This window comes from Pseudomonas sp. SR18, assembly GCF_023701505.1.
GTDB lineage: Bacteria > Pseudomonadota > Gammaproteobacteria > Pseudomonadales > Pseudomonadaceae > Aquipseudomonas > Aquipseudomonas cyclaminis.
Genome location: NZ_JAMQAU010000002.1, coordinates 331,414 through 354,523 on the forward strand (window position 1 = coordinate 331,414; position 23,110 = coordinate 354,523).

At 59.9% G+C, this 23,110-nt stretch carries 19 protein-coding genes; 4 read left to right on the plus strand and 15 right to left on the minus strand.

Going from position 1 to position 23,110, the window contains the following annotated elements; translation table 11 throughout:
* Window positions 1–6 precede the first annotated feature (6 nt).
* The 4 genes from NDJ82_RS05370 to pbpC all read left to right on the plus strand — a co-directional run bounded on the left by NDJ82_RS05370 (window position 7) and on the right by pbpC (window position 9,847).
* The gene (locus NDJ82_RS05370) at window positions 7–627 is read left to right on the plus strand and encodes a lysophospholipid acyltransferase family protein (RefSeq protein ID WP_099586110.1); all 621 of its coding nucleotides are present in this window, start codon (window positions 7–9) and stop codon (window positions 625–627) included.
* A 1-nt stretch (window position 628) separates the two neighbouring features.
* The gene (locus tag NDJ82_RS05375; RefSeq protein ID WP_032885177.1) at window positions 629–1,561 is read left to right on the plus strand and encodes a phosphatidate cytidylyltransferase; all 933 of its coding nucleotides are present in this window, start codon (window positions 629–631) and stop codon (window positions 1,559–1,561) included.
* A gap of 203 nt (window positions 1,562–1,764) precedes the next feature.
* On the plus strand, window positions 1,765–7,569 hold the full coding sequence (locus NDJ82_RS05380) for an alpha-2-macroglobulin (RefSeq protein ID WP_250925053.1): 5,805 nt from the start codon (window positions 1,765–1,767) through the stop codon (window positions 7,567–7,569).
* A complete protein-coding gene (gene pbpC / locus NDJ82_RS05385; RefSeq protein WP_250925054.1) occupies window positions 7,550–9,847 on the plus strand; it encodes a penicillin-binding protein 1C in 2,298 nt (765 codons plus the stop codon). The genes NDJ82_RS05380 and pbpC overlap by 20 nt, the downstream gene beginning before the upstream one ends.
* Before the next feature lie 7 nt (window positions 9,848–9,854).
* On the opposite strand, the gene NDJ82_RS05390 is transcribed toward pbpC, so the two are convergent.
* The 15 genes from NDJ82_RS05390 to NDJ82_RS05460 form a co-directional block, all read right to left on the minus strand.
* Entirely contained in the window at window positions 9,855–10,079 is a 225-nt protein-coding gene (locus tag NDJ82_RS05390; RefSeq protein WP_191946652.1) for a hypothetical protein, read from the minus strand.
* Between the two features lie 210 nt (window positions 10,080–10,289).
* Window positions 10,290–10,658, minus strand: coding sequence for an avidin-fold protein (locus NDJ82_RS05395; protein ID WP_250925055.1), 369 nt, complete (start codon window positions 10,656–10,658; stop codon window positions 10,290–10,292).
* A gap of 57 nt (window positions 10,659–10,715) precedes the next feature.
* Entirely contained in the window at window positions 10,716–12,548 is a 1,833-nt protein-coding gene (gene glmS, locus NDJ82_RS05400) for a glutamine--fructose-6-phosphate transaminase (isomerizing) (protein WP_099586129.1), read from the minus strand.
* A gap of 10 nt (window positions 12,549–12,558) precedes the next feature.
* Window positions 12,559–13,326 (minus strand): DeoR/GlpR family DNA-binding transcription regulator, encoded by a 768-nt coding sequence (locus NDJ82_RS05405; protein ID WP_099586130.1) that lies wholly within the window; start codon window positions 13,324–13,326, stop codon window positions 12,559–12,561.
* A gap of 164 nt (window positions 13,327–13,490) precedes the next feature.
* Window positions 13,491–14,858, minus strand: a complete 1,368-nt coding sequence (gene glmU, locus NDJ82_RS05410; RefSeq protein ID WP_250925056.1) for a bifunctional UDP-N-acetylglucosamine diphosphorylase/glucosamine-1-phosphate N-acetyltransferase GlmU — start codon at window positions 14,856–14,858, stop codon at window positions 13,491–13,493.
* A 123-nt stretch (window positions 14,859–14,981) separates the two neighbouring features.
* Window positions 14,982–15,398 (minus strand): F0F1 ATP synthase subunit epsilon, encoded by a 417-nt coding sequence (locus tag NDJ82_RS05415; RefSeq protein ID WP_032885166.1) that lies wholly within the window; start codon window positions 15,396–15,398, stop codon window positions 14,982–14,984.
* 44 nt (window positions 15,399–15,442) lie between these two features.
* The gene (atpD, locus tag NDJ82_RS05420; RefSeq protein ID WP_003177062.1) at window positions 15,443–16,819 is read right to left on the minus strand and encodes a F0F1 ATP synthase subunit beta; all 1,377 of its coding nucleotides are present in this window, start codon (window positions 16,817–16,819) and stop codon (window positions 15,443–15,445) included.
* Between the two features lie 27 nt (window positions 16,820–16,846).
* A complete protein-coding gene (gene atpG, locus NDJ82_RS05425; protein ID WP_010565870.1) occupies window positions 16,847–17,707 on the minus strand; it encodes a F0F1 ATP synthase subunit gamma in 861 nt (286 codons plus the stop codon).
* A gap of 50 nt (window positions 17,708–17,757) precedes the next feature.
* Window positions 17,758–19,302: a F0F1 ATP synthase subunit alpha gene (atpA, locus tag NDJ82_RS05430; RefSeq protein ID WP_003177064.1), complete on the minus strand. Its 1,545-nt coding sequence runs from the start codon at window positions 19,300–19,302 to the stop codon at window positions 17,758–17,760.
* 21 nt (window positions 19,303–19,323) lie between these two features.
* On the minus strand, window positions 19,324–19,860 hold the full coding sequence (locus tag NDJ82_RS05435) for a F0F1 ATP synthase subunit delta (protein WP_017528669.1): 537 nt from the start codon (window positions 19,858–19,860) through the stop codon (window positions 19,324–19,326).
* 12 nt (window positions 19,861–19,872) lie between these two features.
* Window positions 19,873–20,343 (minus strand): F0F1 ATP synthase subunit B, encoded by a 471-nt coding sequence (locus tag NDJ82_RS05440; protein ID WP_008439543.1) that lies wholly within the window; start codon window positions 20,341–20,343, stop codon window positions 19,873–19,875.
* A gap of 56 nt (window positions 20,344–20,399) precedes the next feature.
* On the minus strand, window positions 20,400–20,657 hold the full coding sequence (gene atpE / locus NDJ82_RS05445) for a F0F1 ATP synthase subunit C (RefSeq protein ID WP_002555987.1): 258 nt from the start codon (window positions 20,655–20,657) through the stop codon (window positions 20,400–20,402).
* A gap of 133 nt (window positions 20,658–20,790) precedes the next feature.
* Window positions 20,791–21,660, minus strand: a complete 870-nt coding sequence (gene atpB / locus NDJ82_RS05450; protein ID WP_017736231.1) for a F0F1 ATP synthase subunit A — start codon at window positions 21,658–21,660, stop codon at window positions 20,791–20,793.
* 16 nt (window positions 21,661–21,676) lie between these two features.
* The gene (locus tag NDJ82_RS05455; protein ID WP_010565865.1) at window positions 21,677–22,084 is read right to left on the minus strand and encodes a F0F1 ATP synthase subunit I; all 408 of its coding nucleotides are present in this window, start codon (window positions 22,082–22,084) and stop codon (window positions 21,677–21,679) included.
* Window positions 22,085–22,232: 148 nt separating this feature from the next.
* A complete protein-coding gene (locus tag NDJ82_RS05460; RefSeq protein ID WP_017135124.1) occupies window positions 22,233–23,105 on the minus strand; it encodes a ParB/RepB/Spo0J family partition protein in 873 nt (290 codons plus the stop codon).
* Window positions 23,106–23,110 lie beyond the last annotated feature (5 nt).

The following is a 23,110-nucleotide window of genomic DNA, read 5'->3' on the forward strand; positions in this document are numbered from 1 at the left end:
ATCCCCATGTTCGAACCCGTGGTCGCCACGCTGATTACCTCCATGGCCCGCACCGTCACCGGGGCTCGCAGCCTGTGGCTGGGGTGTGCGCCGGTGCCGGTGCAACGCATCTATTTCGCCAACCACAGCAGCCACGGCGACTTCGTGCTGCTGTGGGCCTCGTTGCCGCAAAACCTGCGCAAATTCACGCGCCCGGTGGCCGGCAGCGATTACTGGAATAAAAGCGCGCTGCGTCGCTACATCATCAACCGGGTGTTCAACGGCGTGCTGATCGATCGCGAACGCAAAGAGCCTGTGGATAACCCTTTGCAGCCGATGCTCGCCGCCCTGGAAGGCGGCGATTCGTTGATCATCTTCCCTGAAGGCACGCGCAATCCGGAGGACGGCTTGCTGCCGTTCAAAAGCGGGCTGTACCACCTGGCAAAAAGTTACCCACAGGCCGAATTGATCCCGGTGTGGATCGCCAACCTCAACCGGGTCATGCCCAAGGGGCGGGTCTTGCCGCTGCCGTTGTTATGCACAACCAGCTTTGGTGCGCCACTGCAACTGGAGGACGGTGAAGACAAGGCGCTGTTCCTGGCCCGTACCCGCGACGCCTTGCTCGCCCTCGCCCCGGAGCATGTCTGACATGGATAGCCAAACCCTGATGTTATTCGGCGGGATCGGCGCGATCCTGGTGCTCGCCTCGCTGATCGGCCTGATCCTCAAACTGCGCACCCGTGGCACGCCAAACGCGGTAATCGACAACCTCAACGCCCGCATCAACGCCTGGTGGGTGATGGTGGTGGTGATCGGCATCGCCTTCTGGCTCGGCACCGGCGCGGTGATCCTGTTGTTCTACGCGGTGTCGTTCTACGCCCTGCGCGAATTCCTCACCCTCACGCCGACCCGGCGCAGCGACTACCCGGCGCTGGTGGCGGCGTTTTACCTGGCGTTGCCACTGCAATACCTGCTGATTTATTCGGACTGGTACGGGCTGTTCTCGATCTTCATCCCGGTGTACGTGTTTTTGCTGCTGCCGATCCTCGCCTCGCTGGGCGGCGACACCACGCACTTTCTGGAACGTGCCTCGAAAGTGCAATGGGGCCTGATGATCGCGGTGTTCTGCGTGTCCTTCGTCCCGGCGTTGCTGACGCTGGACATCCCCGGCTACGAAGGCCGCAACCTGCTGCTGATCGCCTACCTGGTGATCGTGGTGCAACTGTCAGACGTGCTCCAGTACGTGTGTGGGAAATTGTTCGGCAAACACAAGATCGCGCCCAACCTGTCGCCGTCTAAAACCGTGGAAGGCTTTGTCGGCGGGATTTTGCTGTCATCGCTGATCGGTGCGGCGCTGTGGTGGACCACACCGTTCAACCCGTGGCAGTCGTTTTTGATTGCGCTGCTGATCAACCTGCTGGGGTTTGCCGGTGGGATTGTGATGTCGGCAATCAAGCGCGACCGGGGCGTGAAAGACTGGGGCCATATGATCGAAGGCCATGGCGGGATGCTGGATCGGTTGGATTCGGTGTGTTTTGCGGCGCCGATCTTCTTCCACCTGGTGCGCTACTGGTGGACGTGACCCCACCGTTCGCAGCACCAACGAGCTTAAAGGCTGACCGATAACCCTTGTGGTGAGCGGGCTTGCCCGCGCTGGGCTGCGCAGCAGCCCCTAACCAGACGCTGAGTTCCAACAGAAGGATCCCGGCGTGCGGCGCATATCGGCGTCATCTTTTGTATCAAAGACCCTGTAAGATACGCCGCACTTAGCCAGGGATGCTCACCATGTTCGATTCGCTCAAAGCCATCAGCCGTCGTGTTGTCGGCGTGTTTCTGACCGTGGTGGGGGCCGTTTTCGGCCAATGGCATCCGCCGCTGTGGCTGCGGGCTATCGGCCGTGGCGTGGCGAAACTGGGCGCTAAAGCCCGCGCTTACCCGCGCCAGACGGGTGCCGGGGTGCTCGGGCTGGTATTGCTCGCAGCGGCTGGCTTCTACGGCTGGCACTGGTATTCCAACCTGCCGCAGCCACACACCGCGAGCTACTCGTTGCACAAACCCAACCTGACTGACTACACCCAGCCCACGCCGGTTGTGGATAACTTGCAGGTGCGTTTCGCCGAATCCGTGGCGCCGCTTGCCGCCATTGGCAAGCCTGTTACCGAGGGCATTACCCTCAAGCCTGAGGTCGCGGGCACCTGGCGCTGGGCAGATGACCGCAGCCTGTTGTTCGTGCCGGAAAAAGACTGGCCCATCGACGCCCACTACACCCTCGATTTGGCCAAGAAAAACCTGCTGGCAGACGGCGTATTGCTGGATCAGTACAGCACCCAGTTCTCCACCCAACCGTTCCGCGCCACCCTGGCCGCCAACGAGTTGTACCAGGATCCATCCAACCCGACGCTGAAACAGCTGGTGGCGACCTTCCGGTTTTCCCACCCGGTGGATGAAGACAACCTACGCAAGCGTGTAACCGTGACCCTCGGCAAAGGCCTGGCCTACCGCGACGCCCAGTTGCCCAATCGCCCGGAAATCACCTTCGACGAGAAGAAGCTCAACGCCTACGTACGCTCCGCCGCCCTGGCCACCCCGCTGGAAAGCACCCCGGTCAGCGCCAAGCTCGACGAAGGCATCAAGGCCCGCGACGGCGGCAATGCCAGCGCCGCGCCATTGGTGGCCGAAGTCACCGTACCCGGCCGCTATCGCCTGACCTTTTCCGGCGCCGAAGTCCGCTTTGTGGATAACGAACGCGCCGAGCCAGAGCCGGTGCTGATGTTCAGCAGTTCCAGCGCGGTAGCCGATGACACCATCGCCGGTAAGGTCCAGGCCTGGTTGTTGCCAGAAAAAGCCCAGGACGACACGCGCCCTTACACCACTAATGAGATCGACGACGCCCTGCTCGCCCGCAGCACCAAGGTCAACCTGACCCACGTGCCCAGCGTCGAACCGCTGAACACCCTGCATGCCTTCAAGTTCAAGGCCCCGGCCGGTCGTGCGCTGTATGTTCGCGTGCCCGCCAACCTGGAAGCCATTGGCGGTTATCTGGCAAAAAATCCTACGGCGTCGCTGGTGAGCATGCCGGCGTATCCGCGCACCTTGCAGTTCCTGTCTGACGGCGCCCTGCTCAGCCTTACCGGTGAAAAACGCTTGGGCTTCATGGCCCGTGGCGTGCCCGGCGCCCACGTGGAAATCGCCCGCCTGTTGCCCAACCAGTTGCAGCACCTAGTGGACCAGAGCAGCGGCAGCTTTGCGCGACCGAACTTCGGCAATGAGTACTTCGATCGCATGGTCGAGCGTCAGTCCCTGGACATTGCGCTGTCATCCAATGACCCGGCCAAAACCGTCTACGACAACGTGGACTTGAGCCACTACCTCACCGCCAACGGCGGCCGTCGCGGCATTTTTGTGCTCAAGCTCAGCCCACAGGATGAGCCGGCCGAGCGTACCTTCGACTACGACCGCAGCAGCACCAGTGACCTGCGGTTTATCGTGGTGACCGACCTCGGCATCATCGCCAAACGCTCCAGCGATGGCAGCCATGACGTGTATGTGCAGTCCATCGGCAATGGCTCTCCGGTGGCCGACGCGCAGGTCGACATCATCGGGCGCAACGGCTTGCCGGTTAGCAGCGGCCACACCGACGGCGAAGGCCATGTGCATTTCGCCAAGCTGGATGAACTGCGCCGTGAGAAAACGCCGCTGATGTATGTGGTCAGTCGCGGCAATGACCAGTCGTTCCTGCCGATTGCCCGTCAGTCTCAGCAGCTGGATTTGTCGCGCTTCGATGTAGGCGGTTTGGAAGAAGACGGTGCGATTGATCGCCTCAGCGCCTACCTGTTTACCGACCGCGGCCTGTACCGGCCTGGCGAAACTGCTCACTTGGGCATGATCGTGCGCAGCGGCAACTGGAAAGGCGCTCTGCAAGGCCTGCCGGTGGAGCTGCAAATCACCGACCCACGGGGTCTGGAAGTGATTCGCCAGCCGCTGAAGCTGTCCGCCAGCGGGTTTGAAACCTTTGATTTCCCCAGCAGCGAAGTCGCCCCCGCCGGGGACTACACCGCGACTTTGCAGTTGATTGGCCAGAAACAGACCCGCACCGACCTGGGCAGTGTCAGCTTCAAGGTCCGCGACTTCGAGCCGGACCGCATGAAAGTCAGCCTGAGCCTGCATGACACGCCGGTACCGGGCTGGATTGCGCCGGACCAGGTGGTGGCCAAAGTCACCGCCATGCACCTGTTCGGCGCCCCGGCGTCGGGCCGTCGCGTCACTGCGAAAATGTCCCTGAGCCCGACGCTCGCGGCCTTTGACCGTTACCCCGATTACCGCTTCCGCCTCAATGATTCCCTGGAAGACGCCAGCACCGAAGACCTGGCCGAAACCACCGTCGACGATAACGGCCAGGCGGTGCTCGACCTCAACCTGCAACGTTTCGCCAACAGCACGTATCGCCTGCAAGTGATGACCCAGGTGTTTGAGGCCGAAGGTGGCCGCAACGTCGCAGCGCAAAGTGCCTTGCTGGTGTCGTCCGCGCCCTACCTGGTGGGTGTGAAAAGTCAGGACTCGCTGTCGTACGTTGCCAAGGATGCGCCACGCCAGGTGCAGTGGATGGCCGTCGCGCCAGACCTTTCGCCGCTGGCGGTGGATGGCCTGACCAGCGAAGTGGTCGAGCACCGTTATGTGTCGGTGCTGGTGAAGCAATCCAACGGTACCTACAAGTACGAGTCGCGCATCAAGAACATCAGCCAACCGGCCTCACCGCTGGTGATGACCAAGGACGGCGCCAAGCAGACCCTGAACACCGGCACACCAGGGGATTTCACCCTGCAAGTGAAGGACGCCAACGGCAACCTGCTCAACCAGATCGACTACAGCGTGGCCGGGCGCGGCAACACCTCGCGCTCCCTGGAGCGTAACGCCGAGCTGCAGCTGCGCCTGGATAAACGCAGCTACGCCACCGGTGATGAGATCGCCATCAGCATTCGCGCGCCTTACACTGGCGCGGGCTTGATCACCATCGAGCGCGATAAGGTCTACACCCAGCAGTGGTTCAAGGCTGACAGCACCAACAGCGTGCAACATATCCGCGTGCCTGCAGGGCTTGAGGGCAATGCCTACGTAAACGTGCAGTTCGTGCGGGACATCGGCTCGTCCGAGGTTTATATGAGCCCGCTGTCCTATGGCGTGGTGCCGTTCAGCATCAACCTGGATGCGCGGCGCATGGCGCTGAAGGTCGAAGGCCCGGCGAAGATCGAGCCGGGGCAGACCCTGGATATCAAGGTCAACGCCGACCGGCCGGGTCGCGCAGTGGTCTACGCAGTGGACGAAGGCATCCTGCAAGTAGCGCGCTATCAGACGCCGGATCCGCTGGGTTTCTTCTTCCAGAAACGTGCACTGGAGGTCGGCACCAGTCAGATTCTTGACCTGATCTTGCCGGAATTCAGCCGCCTGCTCAGTGGGGCAGCGCCCGGTGGCGATACGGAAGGCGCCCTGGCCAACCATCTCAACCCGTTCAAGCGTAAACATCAGCCGCCGGTGGCCTGGTGGTCCGGGCTGGTGGATTTGCCGGCCGGTGAGACCGTGCTGCATTACCAGGTACCGGACAGCTTCAACGGCAAGTTGCACCTGTTTGCCGTTGCGGTGGATACCGACAGTGTGGGCGTCAGCGAGGCGACGACCGACGTGCGCGGGCCGATTGTGATCACGCCCAACGTACCGGCCTTTGTGGCGCCAGGGGATGTGTTCACTGTCAGCGCCGGGGTGTTCAGCAACCTCGACGCCGCAGCGCAGGTGAAGTTTGAGGTGCAGACCAGCGCCGGCCTCGTGGTGCAGGGCGACAAGGGCAGCACGTTGTCGCTGCAACCACGCAAGGAAGGCACTGCCGAGTTCAAGATCAAGGTCGGCGACACGCTCGGGTCGGCGGACCTGCGCTTTGTTGCGGTGCTGCCGGATGGCAAGCGGATCCAAGTGGCAGAAACTACCTCGATCCGGCCCTTGAGCGAACACCGCGTGGCCCTGAGCCTGGGGCGTTTCGACAGCGCCAGCAAAGAGCTCAAGCCCACGCGTGAACTGTTCAGCCAACTGCGTGATGTGCAACTGGGCGTGGCCGCCTCGCCGCTGGTATGGGCCAACGGCCTCAAGCATTACCTGGATGACTACGGCTATGCGTGCACCGAGCAGTTGGTGTCCAAGGCCATGCCGGCCTTGATCTGGGGCGGCACCGCACCCGAGGCTGAGCAAGCCTTCAACAGCGCGGTACGCATGTTGCGCCAGCGTCAGAACCAGGCCGGTGGCTTTGGTTTGTGGGCGGCCAACCCGGACGTGGCGCCGTACGCCAGCCTGTACGCAACCGACTTCCTGATCGAAGCCAAGGAGCGCGGGCTGCCGGTACCGGAAGATCTGCTGGTACGGTCGAATGCGTATCTGACAGACCTGGCCAACGGCCCGAGCGAAGGCTTGTCGGAATTGCGCAACCGCGCCTACGCCAGTTACCTGCTGAGCCGTCAGGGGATTCTGGTGAGCGGCGCGCTGAGCGACATCCGCGAGCGCTACGAAAGTTACTTCAAGGACAGCTGGCAGAACGACCTGGGCGCCGCCTATCTGGCAGCCAGCTACAAGCTGCTCAAGCAGGATCGTCAGGCCGATACGCTGTTTCGCAAAATCCCGTGGCGTTCTCTGGTGGATAAGTGGGACAGCGACGGTCTGTACTACGACCCACTCGTGCACGACGCCGAACACTTGCACCTGCTGGCGCGCCACTTCCCTGAACTGATGGATGACGTGCCCACCGCGCTGCTGGACAAGCTTGGCAAACGCCTCAATGAGCAGCGCTACAACTCACTGTCGGCAGCCTTGTTGCTGCGCGCCCTGGACAACTATGGCCAGCGTGCGCAAAGCGACATGACCCTCAAGGCCACCGCCTGGCTGGGCGACAAGCAGCAACAATTGCTGGAGATGGCCGGCCAGCCACCGCGCGCCGCCGTACCGGGCGCCACGCAGAAGCTGGTCATGGAAAAATCCGACGGCCCTGCGGCGTTCTACATGCTCAGCGAAGCCGGTTTTGATAAGGGCACCAAGCTCAAAGCCATCAGCAATGGCCTGGAAATCATCCACGAATACCTCGACCTCAAAGGTGAGCCGGTGAGCAAGGTGGCAGTGGGCGACGAGTTCCTGGTGCGCCTGCGCCTGCGCGCCACCGACCGTGATCAAGTGCAGCAAGTGGCTGTGGTTGACCTACTGCCGGGTGGCGTCGAGCCTGTGTATAACTTGCCGCCGGAGCCAGAAGCCGCGAGCAGCGAGGAAAGCGAGGGCGAGGAATCCGAGTACGTAGAAGCCAGCGAAGAAGAAGCCGACACCTGGCAAGCCCCCATCGGCGAGACCGAGTTGAGCAACTGGCAGCCGGACTACGTGGATGTGCGGGATGATCGGGTGGTGTTGTACGGCACTGCGCTACGTGATGTAGGCACTTTCGTGTACCGCGTGCGCGCCACCAATGCAGGGACGTTCAACACGCCACCGGCCTACGCCGAAGGTATGTACGAAACCACCCTGCAAGGGCGTGGCAAAGTAGGCCAGCTTGAAATTACCAAGCCTTAAACGCCTGGCGCCGCTGCTGGCCGCAGCGGCGCTACTGGCGGGGTTGCGGCTGTGGCCCCATGCGCCGCTGGAACAGGCCGTCACGTCCTCCAGAGTGGTATTGGCCGACGACGGCTCGCTGCTGCGCATGACCTTGGCCCAGGACGGCCAATATCGCCTGTGGCTACCGCTGGAGCGCATTTCGCCTTCATTGATTGAGGCCCTGCTGCTCAAGGAAGACCGCAATTTCTACTGGCACCCTGGGATCAATCCCCCGGCGTTGCTGCGGGCGGCCATGGCCACCTACAGCGGCGGCCAGCGCCAGGGCGGCTCGACCTTGAGCATGCAACTGGCGCGGCGCCTGTGGGACCTCAACACCCGCCAGGTGCCCGGCAAACTGCAGCAGATGGCGTTGGCGCTGTGGCTGGAGGCGCGCTACAGCAAGCACGACATCCTTGAGGCGTACCTGAACCTGGCGCCCATGGGCGGCAATATTGAAGGTGCCGAAGCGGCCAGCCGCATTTACTTCGGTAAAGCGGCGGCGCAATTATCGTTGTCCGAAGCCTTGGCGTTGGCAGTGATCCCGCAACAGCCGGGCCGGCGGGCGCGCTTCGGGCCTTCGCTGCAAAACGCCCGGCTGCGCCTGATGGCTGACTGGCGCGAGACTTATCCACAAGACCTGCGCAATGACAGTCTGCTGGACTTGCCCCTGGAAGCGCGCAATCGCCAGCAAATTCCTTTTTTGGCGCCGCACGTGAGCGAACAACTGCTGGCATCCCAAGCCGGTAACGAATTGAACAGCACCCTCAATCTGCCTTTGCAGCAATTGCTGGAGCGTCTGATCAGCGGGTTTATCGCCGAACGGCGCAGCACCGGTCTGGAAAACGCCACGGCGATCCTGATCGACAGCCGCGACCAGAGCGTGAAGGCGTTGGTGGGCTCGGCGGACTACTTATCCACAAGCATCCATGGGCAGGTCAATGGCGTGCTGTCACGGCGCTCGCCGGGGTCAACGCTCAAGCCGTTTCTCTACGGGCTGGCGCTAGACCAAGGGGTGATCCACCCCATGAGCATCCTCAAGGACTTACCGAGTAACTTCGGCTACTTCCAACCGGAAAACTTCGACGGCAGTTTTGTCGGGCCACTGACGGCGCGGGATGCGTTGATCCGTAGTCGCAATATTCCGGCCGTGTGGCTGGCAAGTCAGGTCAAGTCGCCGTCTCTGTACGGTTTGCTGCAACGCGCCGGCATCAAAGGCCTGCGCGACGAAAGCCATTACGGCCTGGCCCTGGCACTGGGTGGTGGCGAGATGACCCCGGAGGAGCTGGCGCGGCTGTATGTGATGTTAGCGGGAGACGGGCATTTACGGCCGTTGCGCTACTTGCAGGAACAGCCGCAAACCACCGGCGCGCAACTGCTCACGCCCCAGGCGGCCTTTATGGTACGCGACATGCTGCGGCGCAACCCGCGTCCCGATGGTCTGCCAGGCCGCCATTGGCGCACCGCCTGGAAAACGGGCACGTCATGGGGTTTTCATGATGCGTGGAGCGCCGGTCTGGTCGGCCCGTATGTGCTGGTGGTGTGGGTGGGTAATTTCGATGGTCGGCCGAACCCGGCGTTTATTGGCGCCAAGACGGCCGCGCCGTTGTTCTTCCGCATTGCGGACGCGTTGCCCCTGGCCTTGCCCAACGTCGCGATCAAAGCCGACAAGCCGCCCGCCGGGCTGGTGCGCATCGATATCTGCGCCGCCTCCGGCGAGCTGCCCAACCGCTGGTGCCCGCAAACCCGCAAAACCTGGTACATCCCCGGCGTCTCGCCGATTCGTGTGTCCAACCTCCACCGCCCAGTGCTGATCGACACACGTACCGGCAAAGCCGCCTGCCCGCCATTCGATCCGCAATACACGCGAGAGGAAATCTTCGAATTCTGGCCCAGCGACGTGCAACGCCTGTACCGCGCTGCCGGCCTGCCCCGCCGCACGCCGCCCAGCGTGATGAAAAACTGCCAACCCAACCGCATCACCGACCAGAGCGAAGCGCCGCAGATTCGCTCACCGCTGACCCAGGTGAGCTACCAACTGCGCCTGTCCCAACCCCAGGAAAGCATCCCGCTGAACGCCAACGCCGCCAGCGATGCGGCGACCCTGTATTGGTTTGCCGACCAGACCCTCATCGGCCAGGGCCCACCGCAAGCCACGCTGAACTGGCGGCCGGGCAAGTCGGGTGAATATCGGTTGCGGGTCAGTGATGATCAGGGGAGGAGTGCGAGCCGGGGGTTGCGGGTGGAGTTTGTGCCGTGAGCTTGGTTCAGTAAAAGCGCCGGTGCAGATCCGGAAATATCATCTGGGCGAACCAGACGGGCAACCCAGGAAAAATTGAGCGTGATTTCGCCGACGGCGCTTCGACCACCCCCAGATCAATCAATTTCTTGAGCTGGTCGCTCGCCACGCGGTCATGCAGACCGGAGAACACTTTGAAGTCCGCACGGGCGATCTCTCCCTGCGTAAGCAAGATATGGATTGCCTTGGCCATTTCTTGCTTGAATCGACGCAGGGAAACCGGGGGACGGCCAGACAGGCTCCAGCCAGTGGTTTCCAGACATGAATTTATGCGTCATTTCGCTCATCTTTTCCGATTTATTTTCGGATCTATTTTTCCTGTAAGTCCAATACTAGCGGGATTAATAGAGAGTTTTATACATCTCTTTCCTCAAGATTTTTCCGATTTATTTTCTGTTTTTTTCTAACCGGCTAATTCAAGGTAGCTCGACTCCCCGCCTCCGGTAGCACCCGACAACCAACCCCATACAAAGCTCAGTCTGGTAAGCCCGGACTTATCCACAGCCACCGTGCCTCGCGACCATCCGGACAGCAGATCACCGTCCAGCGTCAGGCACTGAAACAGCAGCTCAATGGTGTCGGCACCGGTGACGCGACCGACTTGCGTCCCCATGCGGATTCGGCCGCCTTGGTAGGTGCTGGAAATGGCATCGCCGTCGACAAGGTAATGAAACACCGTGCCGGTACCGGAAACGCCATGGGTGTTGCTGGCGACGGCAAACCGGCGATTGTGCAAAAGCTCGCCGGGTTGGGGAAAGGAAGAAGGGGTCAACGTAGCGTCCTTGCGTTGAAACCTGGAGGCCGCGGGGGCCTCCAGGTACGTGGGGTGTTACTCGACTGTCACCGATTTGGCCAGGTTGCGCGGCTGGTCAACGTCGGTGCCCTTGAGCACGGCCACGTAGTACGACAGCAGTTGCAGCGGGATGGTGTAGAGGATCGGCGACAGGGTGTCGTTGATGTGCGGCATGTTGATGACGTGGGTGCCTTCAGCGTTGGTCATGCCAGCTTTCTCGTCGGCGAATACCACCAGTTGGCCGCCACGGGCGCGTACTTCCTGCAGGTTGGATTTGAGTTTTTCCAGCAGTTCGTTGTTCGGCGCCACGGTGACCACTGGCATGTCGTCATCCACCAGGGCCAGTGGGCCGTGTTTGAGCTCGCCGGCTGGGTAGGCTTCGGCGTGGATGTACGAGATTTCCTTGAGCTTGAGGGCGCCTTCCATCGCCACCGGGTATTGCGCGCCACGGCCGAGGAACAGGGTGTGGTTCTTGTCGGCGAATAGCTCGGCGACTTTCTCTACCACGCTGTCCATGGCCAGGGCTTCGCCCAGGCGGGTCGGCAGGCGGCGCAGTTCTTCCACCAAGGTGGCTTCGACGCCTTCGGCCAGGGTGCCGCGCACTTGGCCCAGGGACAGGGTCAGCAGCAACAGGCCGACCAGCTGGGTGGTGAAGGCTTTGGTGGAAGCCACGCCGATTTCGCGACCAGCCTGGGTCAGCAGGGTCAGGTCGGACTCACGCACCAGCGAGCTGATGCTGACGTTGCAGATCGCCAGGCTGGCGAGGAACCCCAGCTCCTTGGCGTTGCGCAGGGCGGCAAGGGTGTCAGCGGTTTCGCCGGACTGGGAGATGGTCACGAACAGGGTGTCGGGCTGCACCACCACCTTGCGGTAGCGGAATTCGCTGGCGACTTCGACCTGGCAAGGGATGCCGGCCAGTTCTTCCAACCAGTAACGGGCAACCATACCCGCGTGGTAGCTGGTGCCGCAGGCGACGATCTGCACATTGCGCACTTTGGCGAACAGCTCGGCGGCTTGTGGGCCGAATGCGTTGACCAGCACTTGGTGCTGGCTCAGTCGACCTTCCAATGTGCGTTGGACCACGGCCGGTTGCTCGTGGATTTCCTTGAGCATGAAGTGACGATATTCGCCTTTGTCGGCGGCTTCGGCACCGTCACGGTATTGCACGGCTTCGCGTTCGACGGAGTTGCCGTTCACGTCCCAGATCGCCACGCTTTCGCGGCGGATGTCGGCAATATCGCCCTCTTCCAGGTACATGAAGCGGTCAGTCACCTGGCGCAGGGCCAGTTGATCGGAAGCGAGGAAGTTTTCCCCCAGGCCCAGGCCGATCACCAGCGGGCTGCCACTGCGGGCGGCAACCACGCGGTCGGGTTGGCTGGCGCTGACCACGGCTAGGCCATAGGCGCCGTGCAGTTCCTTGACCGTGGCCTTGAGGGCGGTGGTCAGGTCGCTGTGGTCCTTGAGCTTGTGGTTGAGCAGGTGGGCGATGACTTCGGTGTCGGTGTCCGAGGTGAACACGTAGCCCAGGCTCTTGAGTTGCTCACGCAGCACTTCGTGGTTTTCGATAATGCCGTTGTGCACCACGGCCAGGTCGCCGGAGAAGTGCGGGTGGGCGTTGCGTTCGCACGGCGCACCGTGGGTGGCCCAACGGGTGTGGGCAATACCCAGGCGGCCGACCAGCGGCTCGCCGGCCAGGGCCTGTTCCAGCTCGCTGACCTTGCCTGGGCGACGCATGCGCTCAAGCTTGCCGGCGTTGCTGAAGACGGCCACACCGGCGCTGTCGTAGCCACGGTATTCCAGGCGCTTGAGGCCTTCGATCAAAATCGCGGTCACGTTACGTTCGGCGACTGCGCCTACAATTCCACACATGGTGCTTCTCCTAGATGATTGCCGCGCATATCAGCGTAATGCCGCGGGCTTGGATCTGGTCGCGGGCCTCAAGCGGCAGGCGATCATCGGTGATAAGGGTATGGACGCTGCTCCAGGGCAGTTCCAGGTTGGGAATCTTGCGGCCGATCTTGTCGGATTCGACCATCACCACCACTTCACGGGCGACCTCGGCCATCACGCGGCTCAGGCCCAGCAGTTCGTTGAAGGTGGTTGTACCGCGCTGCAGATCAATGCCGTCGGCCCCGATGAACAGTTGATCAAAGTCGTAGGAACGCAAAACCTGCTCGGCAACCTGGCCCTGGAACGAGTCCGAGTGGGGGTCCCAGGTGCCGCCGGTCATCAACAGCACTGGCTCATGTTCCAGTTCGCTCAAGGCGCTGGCCACGTGCAGGGAGTTGGTCATCACCACCAGGCCGGGCTGGTGGCCGAGTTCCGGAATCATGGCGGCGGTAGTACTGCCGCTGTCGATGATGATGCGGGCGTGTTCGCGCAGACGCATCACCGCCGCACGGGCAATGGCCCGCTTATGGGCCGAGACCGGTTGAGCGGCATCGCCGACCAGTTCCTGGGGCATGGTGATTGCGCCACCGTAGCGGCGCAGCAGCAGGCCGTTGCTTTCGAGGGCGGCCAGGTCCTTGCGGATGGTCACTTCCGAGGTTTCGAAACGTTTGGCCAGTTCGTCCACGCTGACTTCGCCCTGTTCATTGAGCAAGGCCAGGATGTTGTGGCGTCGTTGGGGTGTATTTCGTTTCGACATGGTGATGATAAGTTTCGTTTCGAAAGATAACGAAGGCAATCAAAACCTATTGAGAAGGTAGCGTCAAGCGTCGGGATAAGATTTTTCGAACAACACATGACAAATGTGGGAGGGGGCAAGACCCCTCCCACATTGGAGCTAAGTTACCTGGGGATGTGGATAACTCAGGTCTTTTTGATTTTGACCGGGCGTTTCCAGCCGTCGATATTGCGTTGGCGGGCGCGTGCTACGGCCAATTGGGACTTATCCACATCCTGGTTGATGGTTGAGCCCGCGGCAGTGTTCGAACCATCGCCGATTGTCACAGGTGCAATCAGCGAATTATTCGAGCCGATGAATACGTCCTCACCAATCGTCGTCTGGTACTTGTTGGCGCCATCGTAGTTGCAGGTGATCGCGCCGGCGCCAATGTTGCTGCGAGCACCGATCACCGCATCACCCAGGTAGGCCAGGTGGCCGGCCTTTGCGTCGTCACCCATTTGCGCGTTTTTCAGTTCGACGAAATTGCCGACATGCGCCCTGGCGCCCATCACCGTACCCGGACGCAACCGTGCAAACGGGCCGGCGTCGCTGCCCTCGCCCATCACGGCACCGTCGATATGACTGTTGGCCTTGACCACCACGCCTTTACGCAAGGTGCTGTCCTTGATCACACAGTTCGGGCCAATCACCACGTCGTCTTCGATGATTACGCGACCTTCCAGGATCACGTTGATGTCGATCAGCACATCTCGGCCCACAGTCACTTCACCGCGCACGTCAAAGCGAGCCGGATCACGCAGGGTCACGCCGAGCGCCATCAGGCGACGGCCTTCGCGCAATTGATAGTGACGCTCAAGCTCTGCAAGCTGCTTGCGGTCGTTGGCGCCCTGCACTTCCATCGGGTCGTGGGGCTGTTCGGTGGCGACCAGCAGGCCATCACTCACGGCCATCTCGATGACGTCGGTGAGGTAGTACTCGCCCTGGGCGTTGTTGTTGGACAGGCGGCTCATCCAGTCAGCAAGCTTGTTCGCAGGGACGGCGAGAATCCCGGTATTGCCTTCGGTGATGGCGCGTTGGGCTTCGCTGGCGTCCTTGTGTTCAACGATGGCGGCGACCTTGCCGTCAGCATTGCGCACGATGCGCCCGTAGCCGGTGGGGTCGTCCAGTTCAACGGTGAGCAGGCCCATCTGGCCAGGCACTACGTGCTTGAGCAGGCGTTGCAGGGTTTCCACTTCGATCAGCGGCACGTCGCCATAGAGGATCAGTACCGTATCGGCGGTGATGAACGGTACGGCTTGCGCGGTGGCGTGGCCGGTGCCCAGTTGCTTGTCCTGCAATACGAAATTCAGGTCGTCCGCGGCCAGGCGCTCACGCACGGCATCGGCACCGTGGCCGATCACCACGTGGATGCGTTGCGGGTCCAACTGCCGGGCGCTGTGGATAACATGGCCAAGCATGGAGTTGCCGGCCACCGGGTGCAGCACCTTGGGCAGGGCTGAACGCATGCGGGTGCCCTGGCCTGCGGCGAGAATGACGATTTCAAGAGACATGAATGGCTACCAATCCTGGGCGGTCCGGGTTCAGACCAGAGAAGTGTTTTGCTAAAAAAGAAAAAGGGTAGCCGAGGCTACCCTTTTTAATCAATCGCGCTTGAAGCATTGCGGCTAGGCCGCTTACTTCTTGCGGATCTGCTGGAGCGTGCGCAGCTGGGCTGCAGCCTCGGCCAGACGTACAGCAGCAGCGCTGTAGTCGAAGTCCGCACCCTTTTCGTTCAGGGCCTTCTCGGCAGCCTTGACGGCTTCCTGAGCGGAGGCTTCATCCAGGTCGCCAGCACGTTGCACAGTGTCGGCAAGTACCTTGACCATGTTCGGCTGAACCTCAAGGAAACCACCGGAGATGTAAAACACCTCACGTTCCCCGCCTTGCTTGGTCAGAGTGATCGGACCTGGCTTCAAGCTGGTGATCAACGGCGCGTGGCCCATGGCAATACCCAGGTCACCGAGTTCGCCGTGTGCAATCACCATTTCTACCAGACCGGAGAAAATTTCCCCTTCCGCGCTGACGATATCGCAATGGACTGTCATAGCCATCTGATTGCCTCAACCTGATGAGCGCCCGTTTCCGGGCGCCTGGATTACAGTTTCTTGGCTTTCTCGATCGCTTCTTCGATGCCGCCGACCATGTAGAACGCTTGTTCTGGCAAGTGGTCGTAGTCACCGTTGAGGATGCCTTTGAAGCCAGCAATGGTGTCTTTCAGGGAAACGTATTTACCCGAAGCACCGGTGAAGACTTCAGCCACGAAGAACGGCTGCGACAAGAAGCGCTGGATCTTACGAGCACGGTTTACCAACTGCTTGTCGGCTTCCGACAGCTCGTCCATACCCAGGATCGCAATGATGTCCTTCAGTTCTTTGTAACGCTGCAGCACGTACTGAACGCCGCGAGCGGTGTCGTAGTGCTCCTGGCCGATCACGTTCGGGTCCAGCTGGCGCGAAGTCGAGTCCAGTGGATCGACCGCTGGGTAAATACCCAGGGAAGCGATGTCACGGGACAGAACGACGGTGGCGTCCAAGTGGGCGAAGGTGGTCGCTGGCGACGGGTCGGTCAAGTCATCCGCAGGTACGTATACCGCTTGGATCGAAGTGATCGAACCTTCCTTGGTCGAAGTGATACGTTCTTGCAGAACGCCCATCTCTTCAGCCAGGGTCGGCTGGTAACCTACTGCAGAAGGCATACGGCCCAGCAGTGCGGATACTTCAGTACCGGCCAAGGTGTAACGGTAGATGTTGTCGACGAACAGCAGAACGTCGTTACCTTCGTCACGGAACTTCTCGGCCATGGTCAGGCCAGTCAGTGCTACGCGCAGACGGTTACCCGGCGGCTCGTTCATCTGACCGTAAACCAGTGCCACTTTGTCCAGAACGTTGGAGTCCTTCATCTCGTGGTAGAAGTCGTTACCCTCACGGGTACGCTCACCCACACCTGCGAACACGGAATAACCGCTGTGCTCGATGGCGATGTTACGGATCAGTTCCATCATGTTTACGGTCTTGCCTACACCGGCACCACCGAACAGACCGACTTTACCGCCTTTGGCGAACGGGCAAACCAGGTCGATAACCTTGATGCCGGTTTCCAGCAGGTCGTTGCCGCCAGCTTGTTCCGCGAACGAAGGTGCTGGACGGTGAATGCCCCAACGCTCTTCGGTGTCGATCGGACCCGCTTCGTCAATCGGGTTGCCCAGTACGTCCATGATCCGGCCCAGGGTCGCTTTACCGACCGGTACGGAAATGGCAGCGCCAGAGTCGATAACGTCCAGACCGCGCTTCAAGCCTTCGGTGGAACCCATCGCAATGGTACGAACTACGCCGTCGCCCAGCTGCTGCTGAACTTCCAGAGTAGTTTCCGCGCCTTGTACTTTCAGCGCGTTGTAGATGCTCGGTACGCTGTCGCGTGGAAATTCCACGTCGATAACGGCGCCGATGATTTGAACGATACGTCCGCTACTCATAGCTGGATCCTCTGAATATTTGAACCGTTAAACCGCGGCAGCGCCGCCGACGATTTCCGAGATCTCTTGGGTGATCGCAGCCTGACGCGCCTTGTTGTAGATCAGCTGCAAATCGCTGATCAGATCACCGGCGTTATCGGTAGCGTTTTTCATCGCGATCATCCGCGCCGCTTGTTCAGCTGCGTTGTTCTCGACCACCGCCTGGTACACCTGCGACTCCACGTAGCGCACCATCAAGCCGTCAAGCAGCTCTTTAGCGTCTGGTTCGTAGAGGTAGTCCCAGTGGTGCTTGAGTTCCTGATCCGGAGTCGCCACCAGTGGAATCAATTGCTCCACGGTTGGCTGCTGGGTCATGGTGTTGATGAACTTGTTGGATACCACGGACAGGCGGTCAATCCGGCCTTCCAGGTACGCATCCAGCATCACCTTCACACTGCCGATCAAATCATTGATCGACGGCTCTTCACCCAGGTGGCTGATAGCTGCAACGACGTTACCGCCGAAGTTGCGGAAAAAGGCCGCACCCTTGCTACCAACGACACACAGATCGATCTCGACGCCGTTTTCGCGGTTTACCGCCATGTCCTTGACCAGGGCCTTGAACAGGTTGGTATTCAAACCACCGCACAAACCACGGTCACTGCTCACTACCACATAACCCACACGCTTAACTTCGCGGTCGATCATGAACGGGTGGCGGTATTCCGGGTTGGCGTTGGCCAGATGCCCAATTACCTGGCGGATACGCTCCGCATAAGGACGGCTAGCAGCCATGCGCATTTGTGCCTTGCGCATTTTGCTGACCGCCACTTTTTCCATGGCGCTGGTAATTTTTTGCGTGCTTTTGATGCTCGCAATCTTACTGCGAATCTCTTTTGCGCCTGCCATGTAACACCTATCAGGTTAGCAAGCGGGAGCCTTGCGGCTCCCGCTGCGGCTTACCAGGTTTGGGTGGCCTTGAACTTCTCGATACCGGCTTTCATGCCAGCGTCGATATCGTCATTGAAGTCACCCTTCACGTTGATCTTCGCCATCAATTCGGCGTGATCGCGGTTGAAGTAAGCAATCAGCGCTTGTTCAAAGCTGCCGACCTTGGCGATTTCAACGTCGGTCAGGAACCCACGCTCAGCGGCATACAGCGACAACGCCATGTCAGCGATCGACATTGGGGCGTATTGCTTCTGCTTCATCAGCTCGGTAACGCGCTGACCATGCTCAAGTTGCTTACGGGTCGCTTCGTCCAGGTCAGAAGCGAACTGGGCGAATGCCGCCAGTTCACGGTACTGAGCCAGAGCGGTACGGATACCACCGGAGAGCTTCTTGATGATCTTGGTCTGAGCGGCACCACCCACACGGGATACCGAAACACCGGCGTTCACTGCAGGACGGATGCCCGAGTTGAACATGGCCGATTCCAGGAAGATCTGACCGTCGGTGATGGAAATCACGTTGGTCGGAACGAACGCGGAAACGTCGCCAGCCTGGGTTTCGATGATCGGCAGTGCGGTCAGGGAACCGGTTTTGCCGGTCACTGCGCCGTTGGTGAACTTCTCTACGTACTCTTCCGAAACGCGGGATGCGCGCTCCAGCAGACGGGAGTGGAGATAGAACACGTCGCCTGGGTAAGCTTCACGGCCTGGTGGACGGCGCAGCAGCAGGGAGATTTGGCGATAAGCCACTGCCTGCTTGGACAGATCGTCATAAACGATCAGCGCGTCTTCACCGCGGTCGCGGAAGAATTCACCCATGGTGCAACCGGAGTACGGTGCCAGGAATTGCAGCGCAGGAGATTCCGAAGCACTGGCAGCCACGATGATCGTGTTGGCCAGGGCGCCGTTTTCTTCCAGCTTGCGAACGACGTTGGCGATGGTCGATTGTTTCTGACCAATAGCTACGTAGACGCAGAAAATGCCGCTGTTCTTCTGGTTGATGATCGCGTCGATTGCCAGAGCGGTTTTACCGATCTGACGGTCACCGATGATCAGCTCACGCTGGCCACGGCCGACAGGAATCATGGCATCGACAGCCTTGTAGCCAGTCTGTACAGGCTGGTCTACCGACTTACGCCAGATCACGCCCGGAGCAACTTTCTCGACCGCGTCGGTCTCGGTGTTGCCCAGTGGACCTTTGCCGTCAACAGGGTTACCCAGTGCGTCGACTACGCGACCCAGCAGTTCCTTACCAACCGGAACTTCCAGGATGCGGCCTGTGCACTTGGCGCTCATGCCTTCAGCCAGACTGGTGTACGCGCCCAATACAACGGCACCTACGGAGTCTTGCTCCAGGTTGAGGGCCATACCGTAGACGCCGCCCGGAAACTCGATCATCTCGCCGTACATTACGTCGGCCAGACCGTGAATCCGCACGATGCCATCAGATACGCTGACGACAGTGCCTTCGTTACGGGCTTGGGAGGTCACATCGAGCTTGTCGATGCGGCCCTTGATAATTTCACTTATTTCGGAAGGATTGAGTTGCTGCATTGCTCTGCTGCCCCTTCAAACTCAAGATTTCAATGCTTCGGCAAGATTCGCGAGTTTGCCGCGAATCGAGCCATCGATAACCAGGTCGCCGGCGCGAATGACAACACCCCCAATGAGGGATGGGTCTTCCGCAACTTGCAGGCGCACTTCCCGGTCGAGTCGTGCACTGAGAACCTTGGCGAGTTTGTCTTGCTGTTCTTGGTTCAATGCAAAAGCACTGGTCACTTCAACGTCTACCGATTTCTCTTGCTCGGCCTTGTACAGGTCGAACAGAGCGGCAATCTCCGGCAGAAGCAGGAGACGGTCGTTTTCGGCAATGACGTTGATGAAGTTCTGTGCCTTCACATCAAACTTGTCGCCGCACACTTCAATAAAAGTGGCGGCCTTGTCTGCGCTCGTCAGTCGCGGGGCCTTGAGCACGCGCTGCATGGTGTCGTCTTGCGACACTGCTGCAGCCAGGCCGAGCATGGCTGACCAAGAGGCCAGCTGCTGGTGGGCCTGGGCGTGCTCGAAGGCTGCCTTAGCGTAAGGTCGGGCCAACGTGGTCAATTCTGCCATGATCGCCCTCGCTTAAATTTCAGCAGCCAGTTTGTTAACCAGCTCCGCGTGCGCGTTTTGATCGATTGTGGCACCCAGGATCTTCTCAGCACCGCCAACGGCCAGAGCACCCAGTTGGGCACGCAGCGCGTCTTTGACACCGTTCAGTTCCTGCTCGATCTCGGCCTGAGCCTGAACCTTCACACGGTCAGCGTCGATACGGGCTTTTTCAACAGCCTCTTCAACGATCTGGTTACCGCGTTTCTTGGCTTGCTCAATGATTTCGGCTGCTTGAGCTTTCGCTTCGCGCAGTTGTTGACCCGCTTTATCTTGGGCCAACTCCAGGTCGCGAGCTGCTCGTGCTGCAGCGTCCAGTCCATCCGCGATCTTCTTCTGACGTTCGTGCAGAGCTGCGATGACCGGAGGCCATACGAACTTCATGCAGAAAACGACAAAAATCAAGAACGCTAAGGACTGACCAATAATGGTTGCATTAATGTTCACGCCAATACCTCGCTCATTCGTTGCACAACACACCAATCACTCGAAAAGACGAGTGATTAACCGGCGAGTTGACCAACGAAAGGGTTCGCGAAGGTGAAGAACAGAGCGATACCAACACCGATCATGGTCACGGCGTCGAGCAGGCCGGCGACGATGAACATTTTAACTTGCAGCATTGGAACCATTTCTGGCTGACGCGCTGCGCCTTCCAGGAACTTGCCGCCCAGCAGGCCGAAACCAATGGCAGTACCCAGGGCGCCCAGGCCGATCAACAGTGCAACAGCGATAGCGGTTAGACCAACTACAGTTTCCATCTTTCCTCCCGACTTTTACGTCGTATGGTTTAGGTTTTTTAGATTTTAAAGCGGTAAAACAAATCGTTTCATAGCCCTGTTGGGCCACCTTCCCGTTTCACCGGGAAGGACATCAGACTAGTCGAGACTGGTCTTAATGGTTCTCTTCGTGCGCCATCGACAGGTAGACGATGGTCAGCATCATGAAGATGAAGGCCTGCAGGGTGATGATCAGGATGTGGAACACAGCCCACGCCCACTGCAGAACAATGCCCAGGCCGCTAAGCCAGAGCAGGCCGCTGCCGAACATCACAGCGATCAGAATGAACACCAGCTCGCCGGCATACATGTTGCCGAACAGTCGCAGAGCCAGGGAAATCGGCTTGGCGATCAGAGTCACGAATTCCAGCAGGAAGTTCACCGGGATCAGCAGGGCTTGAACGAAGATGTTCTTGCTGCCGAACGGGTGCAGGGTCAGTTCGCCGATGAAGCCGCCGATGCCCTTGATCTTGATGCTGTAGAAAATGATCAACGCAAATACCGACAGGGCCATGCCCAGGGTAGCGTTAGGGTCAGTGGTCGATACGGCACGGAATGGAATGTGCGGATCGCCGGAAATCGCCATGGCCAACTGAGGAATCCAGTCAACCGGGATCAGGTCGACGGCGTTCATCAGGAACACCCAGACGAAGATGGTCAGCGCCAGCGGTGCAATCACCGGGCTACGGCCATGGAAGCTGTCTTTCACGCTGCCATCGACGAATTCGACCAATACTTCAACGAAGTTCTGCAAAGCACCTGGCTGACCCGAAGTCGCCTTCTTTGCCGCCATGCGGAAAATCAGGACGAAGATCAGACCCAGTGCGACCGACCAACCCAGAGTGTCCAGGTGGAAAGCCCAGAAGCCCATTTCTTTGGCTTCTGCTGCGGAGTGGGCAAAGCCCCAGCCGCCGTTGGGAAGCTGACCGAAGGTCAGGTTCTGCAAGTGGTGCTGGATATAGCCCGAAGCGGTTGTTTCTGCCATGGTTGCCTCAAACGCCCTAAGGTTTCGAAAGTCTTGTTTTCATTAGCAGGGGAGCGAACCAGCTGACCAGTTGGGTCAACACGAAGACGCCGAATACAGCCAGCGGCGCCAATGGCTTCACACCTGCAAAGGTCAGTGCAAACAGCACTGCCGTCAAAATCAGTTTCCCTGCCTCGCCAGCATAAAAAGACCGGACGATAGCCTGGGCTGCTCGGGCGCCGGAAAACCGAAAGGCCCTGTGAGCAAAATACATATTGGGCAGCAAGGCTATCAGGCCTCCGCAGAGTCCTGAATATCCGGCTACGACTCCATGCCAGTACCAAAGCGCCAATGCGGCGATCAGCAAGATGACAAATTGAGCCAATAAAACCGGAAAAACGGCCAAGCGATGGAACGGCAACGTGTTTGGCGTGCGGGTTTCCATCACTCTTGCTCCTCAATGGTCGGCTGCCGGAAATCAATAACTTGGCATAATTTGTGCCGACAAAATGCGCGCAGAGTATAGGGGCGGTTCTGCCCCTATTCAACTGCCGGGTAGTGATTTCCGATCACGCGCTACATAAGCAAATGTTTCAGCGGATGTGGGCAAGGACGCCCTGAAGCTCATCGAGGGAGTTATATCCGATCACCAATTGGCCTTTGCCCTTCTTGCCGTGGCGAATCTGCACCGCAGAGCCCAGGCGTTCGGCCAGGCGTTGCTCAAGACGCGCGATATCCGGATCAGGTTTGGCGGTTTCGACCGGTGCAGGTTTGCCACTGAGCCACTGGCGAACCAGCGCTTCAGTCTGACGAACGGTGAGCCCTCGTGCGACAACGTGTCGCGCCCCTTCAACTTGTTGATTTTCCGGCAAACCGAGCAAAGCACGGGCATGACCCATTTCCAGATCGCCATGGGACAACATGGTCTTGATGACTTCCGGCAATGCGATCAAGCGCAGCAAGTTAGACACGGTGACGCGGGATTTGCCCACCGCATCGGCCACTTGTTGCTGGGTCAACTGGAATTCCTGCTGCAGACGCTGCAATGCGATCGCCTCTTCGACCGGATTGAGATCTTCACGCTGGATGTTCTCGATCAACGCCATGGCGATGGCGGTTTCATCCGGCACATCACGCACCATCGCAGGGATGGTCTCTTTGCCGGCCTGCTGGCTGGCACGCCAGCGACGTTCACCGGCAATAATTTCAAAACGACCACCGCCAATCGGACGCACCACGATCGGCTGCATCACGCCCTGGGCCTTGATCGAGTTGGCCAGTTCTTCCAGCGCCTGTGGATCCATGTCCCGGCGTGGCTGGTATTTGCCGCGCTGGATCAGGTCCAGGGGCAAGTGCTGCAGCTCGCGCTCGTCGGCCTGCACCGCTTGTTCTTCAAGCGATGTGACGGTCGGACCACTCAACAGTGCATCCAGTCCACGTCCGAGACCTCGTTTCTTGACGGCCATGGGGA

Coding starts and splice junctions, on each gene's coding strand:
- NDJ82_RS05370 (WP_099586110.1), top strand. CDS start 7: ATGTTCGAACCCGTGGTCGCCACGCTGATTACCTCCATGGCCCGCACC.
- NDJ82_RS05375 (WP_032885177.1), top strand. CDS start 629: ATGGATAGCCAAACCCTGATGTTATTCGGCGGGATCGGCGCGATCCTG.
- NDJ82_RS05380 (WP_250925053.1), top strand. CDS start 1,765: ATGTTCGATTCGCTCAAAGCCATCAGCCGTCGTGTTGTCGGCGTGTTT.
- NDJ82_RS05390 (WP_191946652.1), bottom strand. CDS start 10,079: ATGGCCAAGGCAATCCATATCTTGCTTACGCAGGGAGAGATCGCCCGT.
- glmS (WP_099586129.1), bottom strand. CDS start 12,548: ATGTGTGGAATTGTAGGCGCAGTCGCCGAACGTAACGTGACCGCGATT.
- NDJ82_RS05405 (WP_099586130.1), bottom strand. CDS start 13,326: ATGTCGAAACGAAATACACCCCAACGACGCCACAACATCCTGGCCTTG.
- glmU (WP_250925056.1), bottom strand. CDS start 14,858: ATGTCTCTTGAAATCGTCATTCTCGCCGCAGGCCAGGGCACCCGCATG.
- NDJ82_RS05415 (WP_032885166.1), bottom strand. CDS start 15,398: ATGGCTATGACAGTCCATTGCGATATCGTCAGCGCGGAAGGGGAAATT.
- atpD (WP_003177062.1), bottom strand. CDS start 16,819: ATGAGTAGCGGACGTATCGTTCAAATCATCGGCGCCGTTATCGACGTG.
- atpG (WP_010565870.1), bottom strand. CDS start 17,707: ATGGCAGGCGCAAAAGAGATTCGCAGTAAGATTGCGAGCATCAAAAGC.
- atpA (WP_003177064.1), bottom strand. CDS start 19,302: ATGCAGCAACTCAATCCTTCCGAAATAAGTGAAATTATCAAGGGCCGC.
- NDJ82_RS05435 (WP_017528669.1), bottom strand. CDS start 19,860: ATGGCAGAATTGACCACGTTGGCCCGACCTTACGCTAAGGCAGCCTTC.
- atpE (WP_002555987.1), bottom strand. CDS start 20,657: ATGGAAACTGTAGTTGGTCTAACCGCTATCGCTGTTGCACTGTTGATC.
- atpB (WP_017736231.1), bottom strand. CDS start 21,660: ATGGCAGAAACAACCGCTTCGGGCTATATCCAGCACCACTTGCAGAAC.
- NDJ82_RS05455 (WP_010565865.1), bottom strand. CDS start 22,084: ATGGAAACCCGCACGCCAAACACGTTGCCGTTCCATCGCTTGGCCGTT.
- NDJ82_RS05460 (WP_017135124.1), bottom strand. CDS start 23,105: ATGGCCGTCAAGAAACGAGGTCTCGGACGTGGACTGGATGCACTGTTG.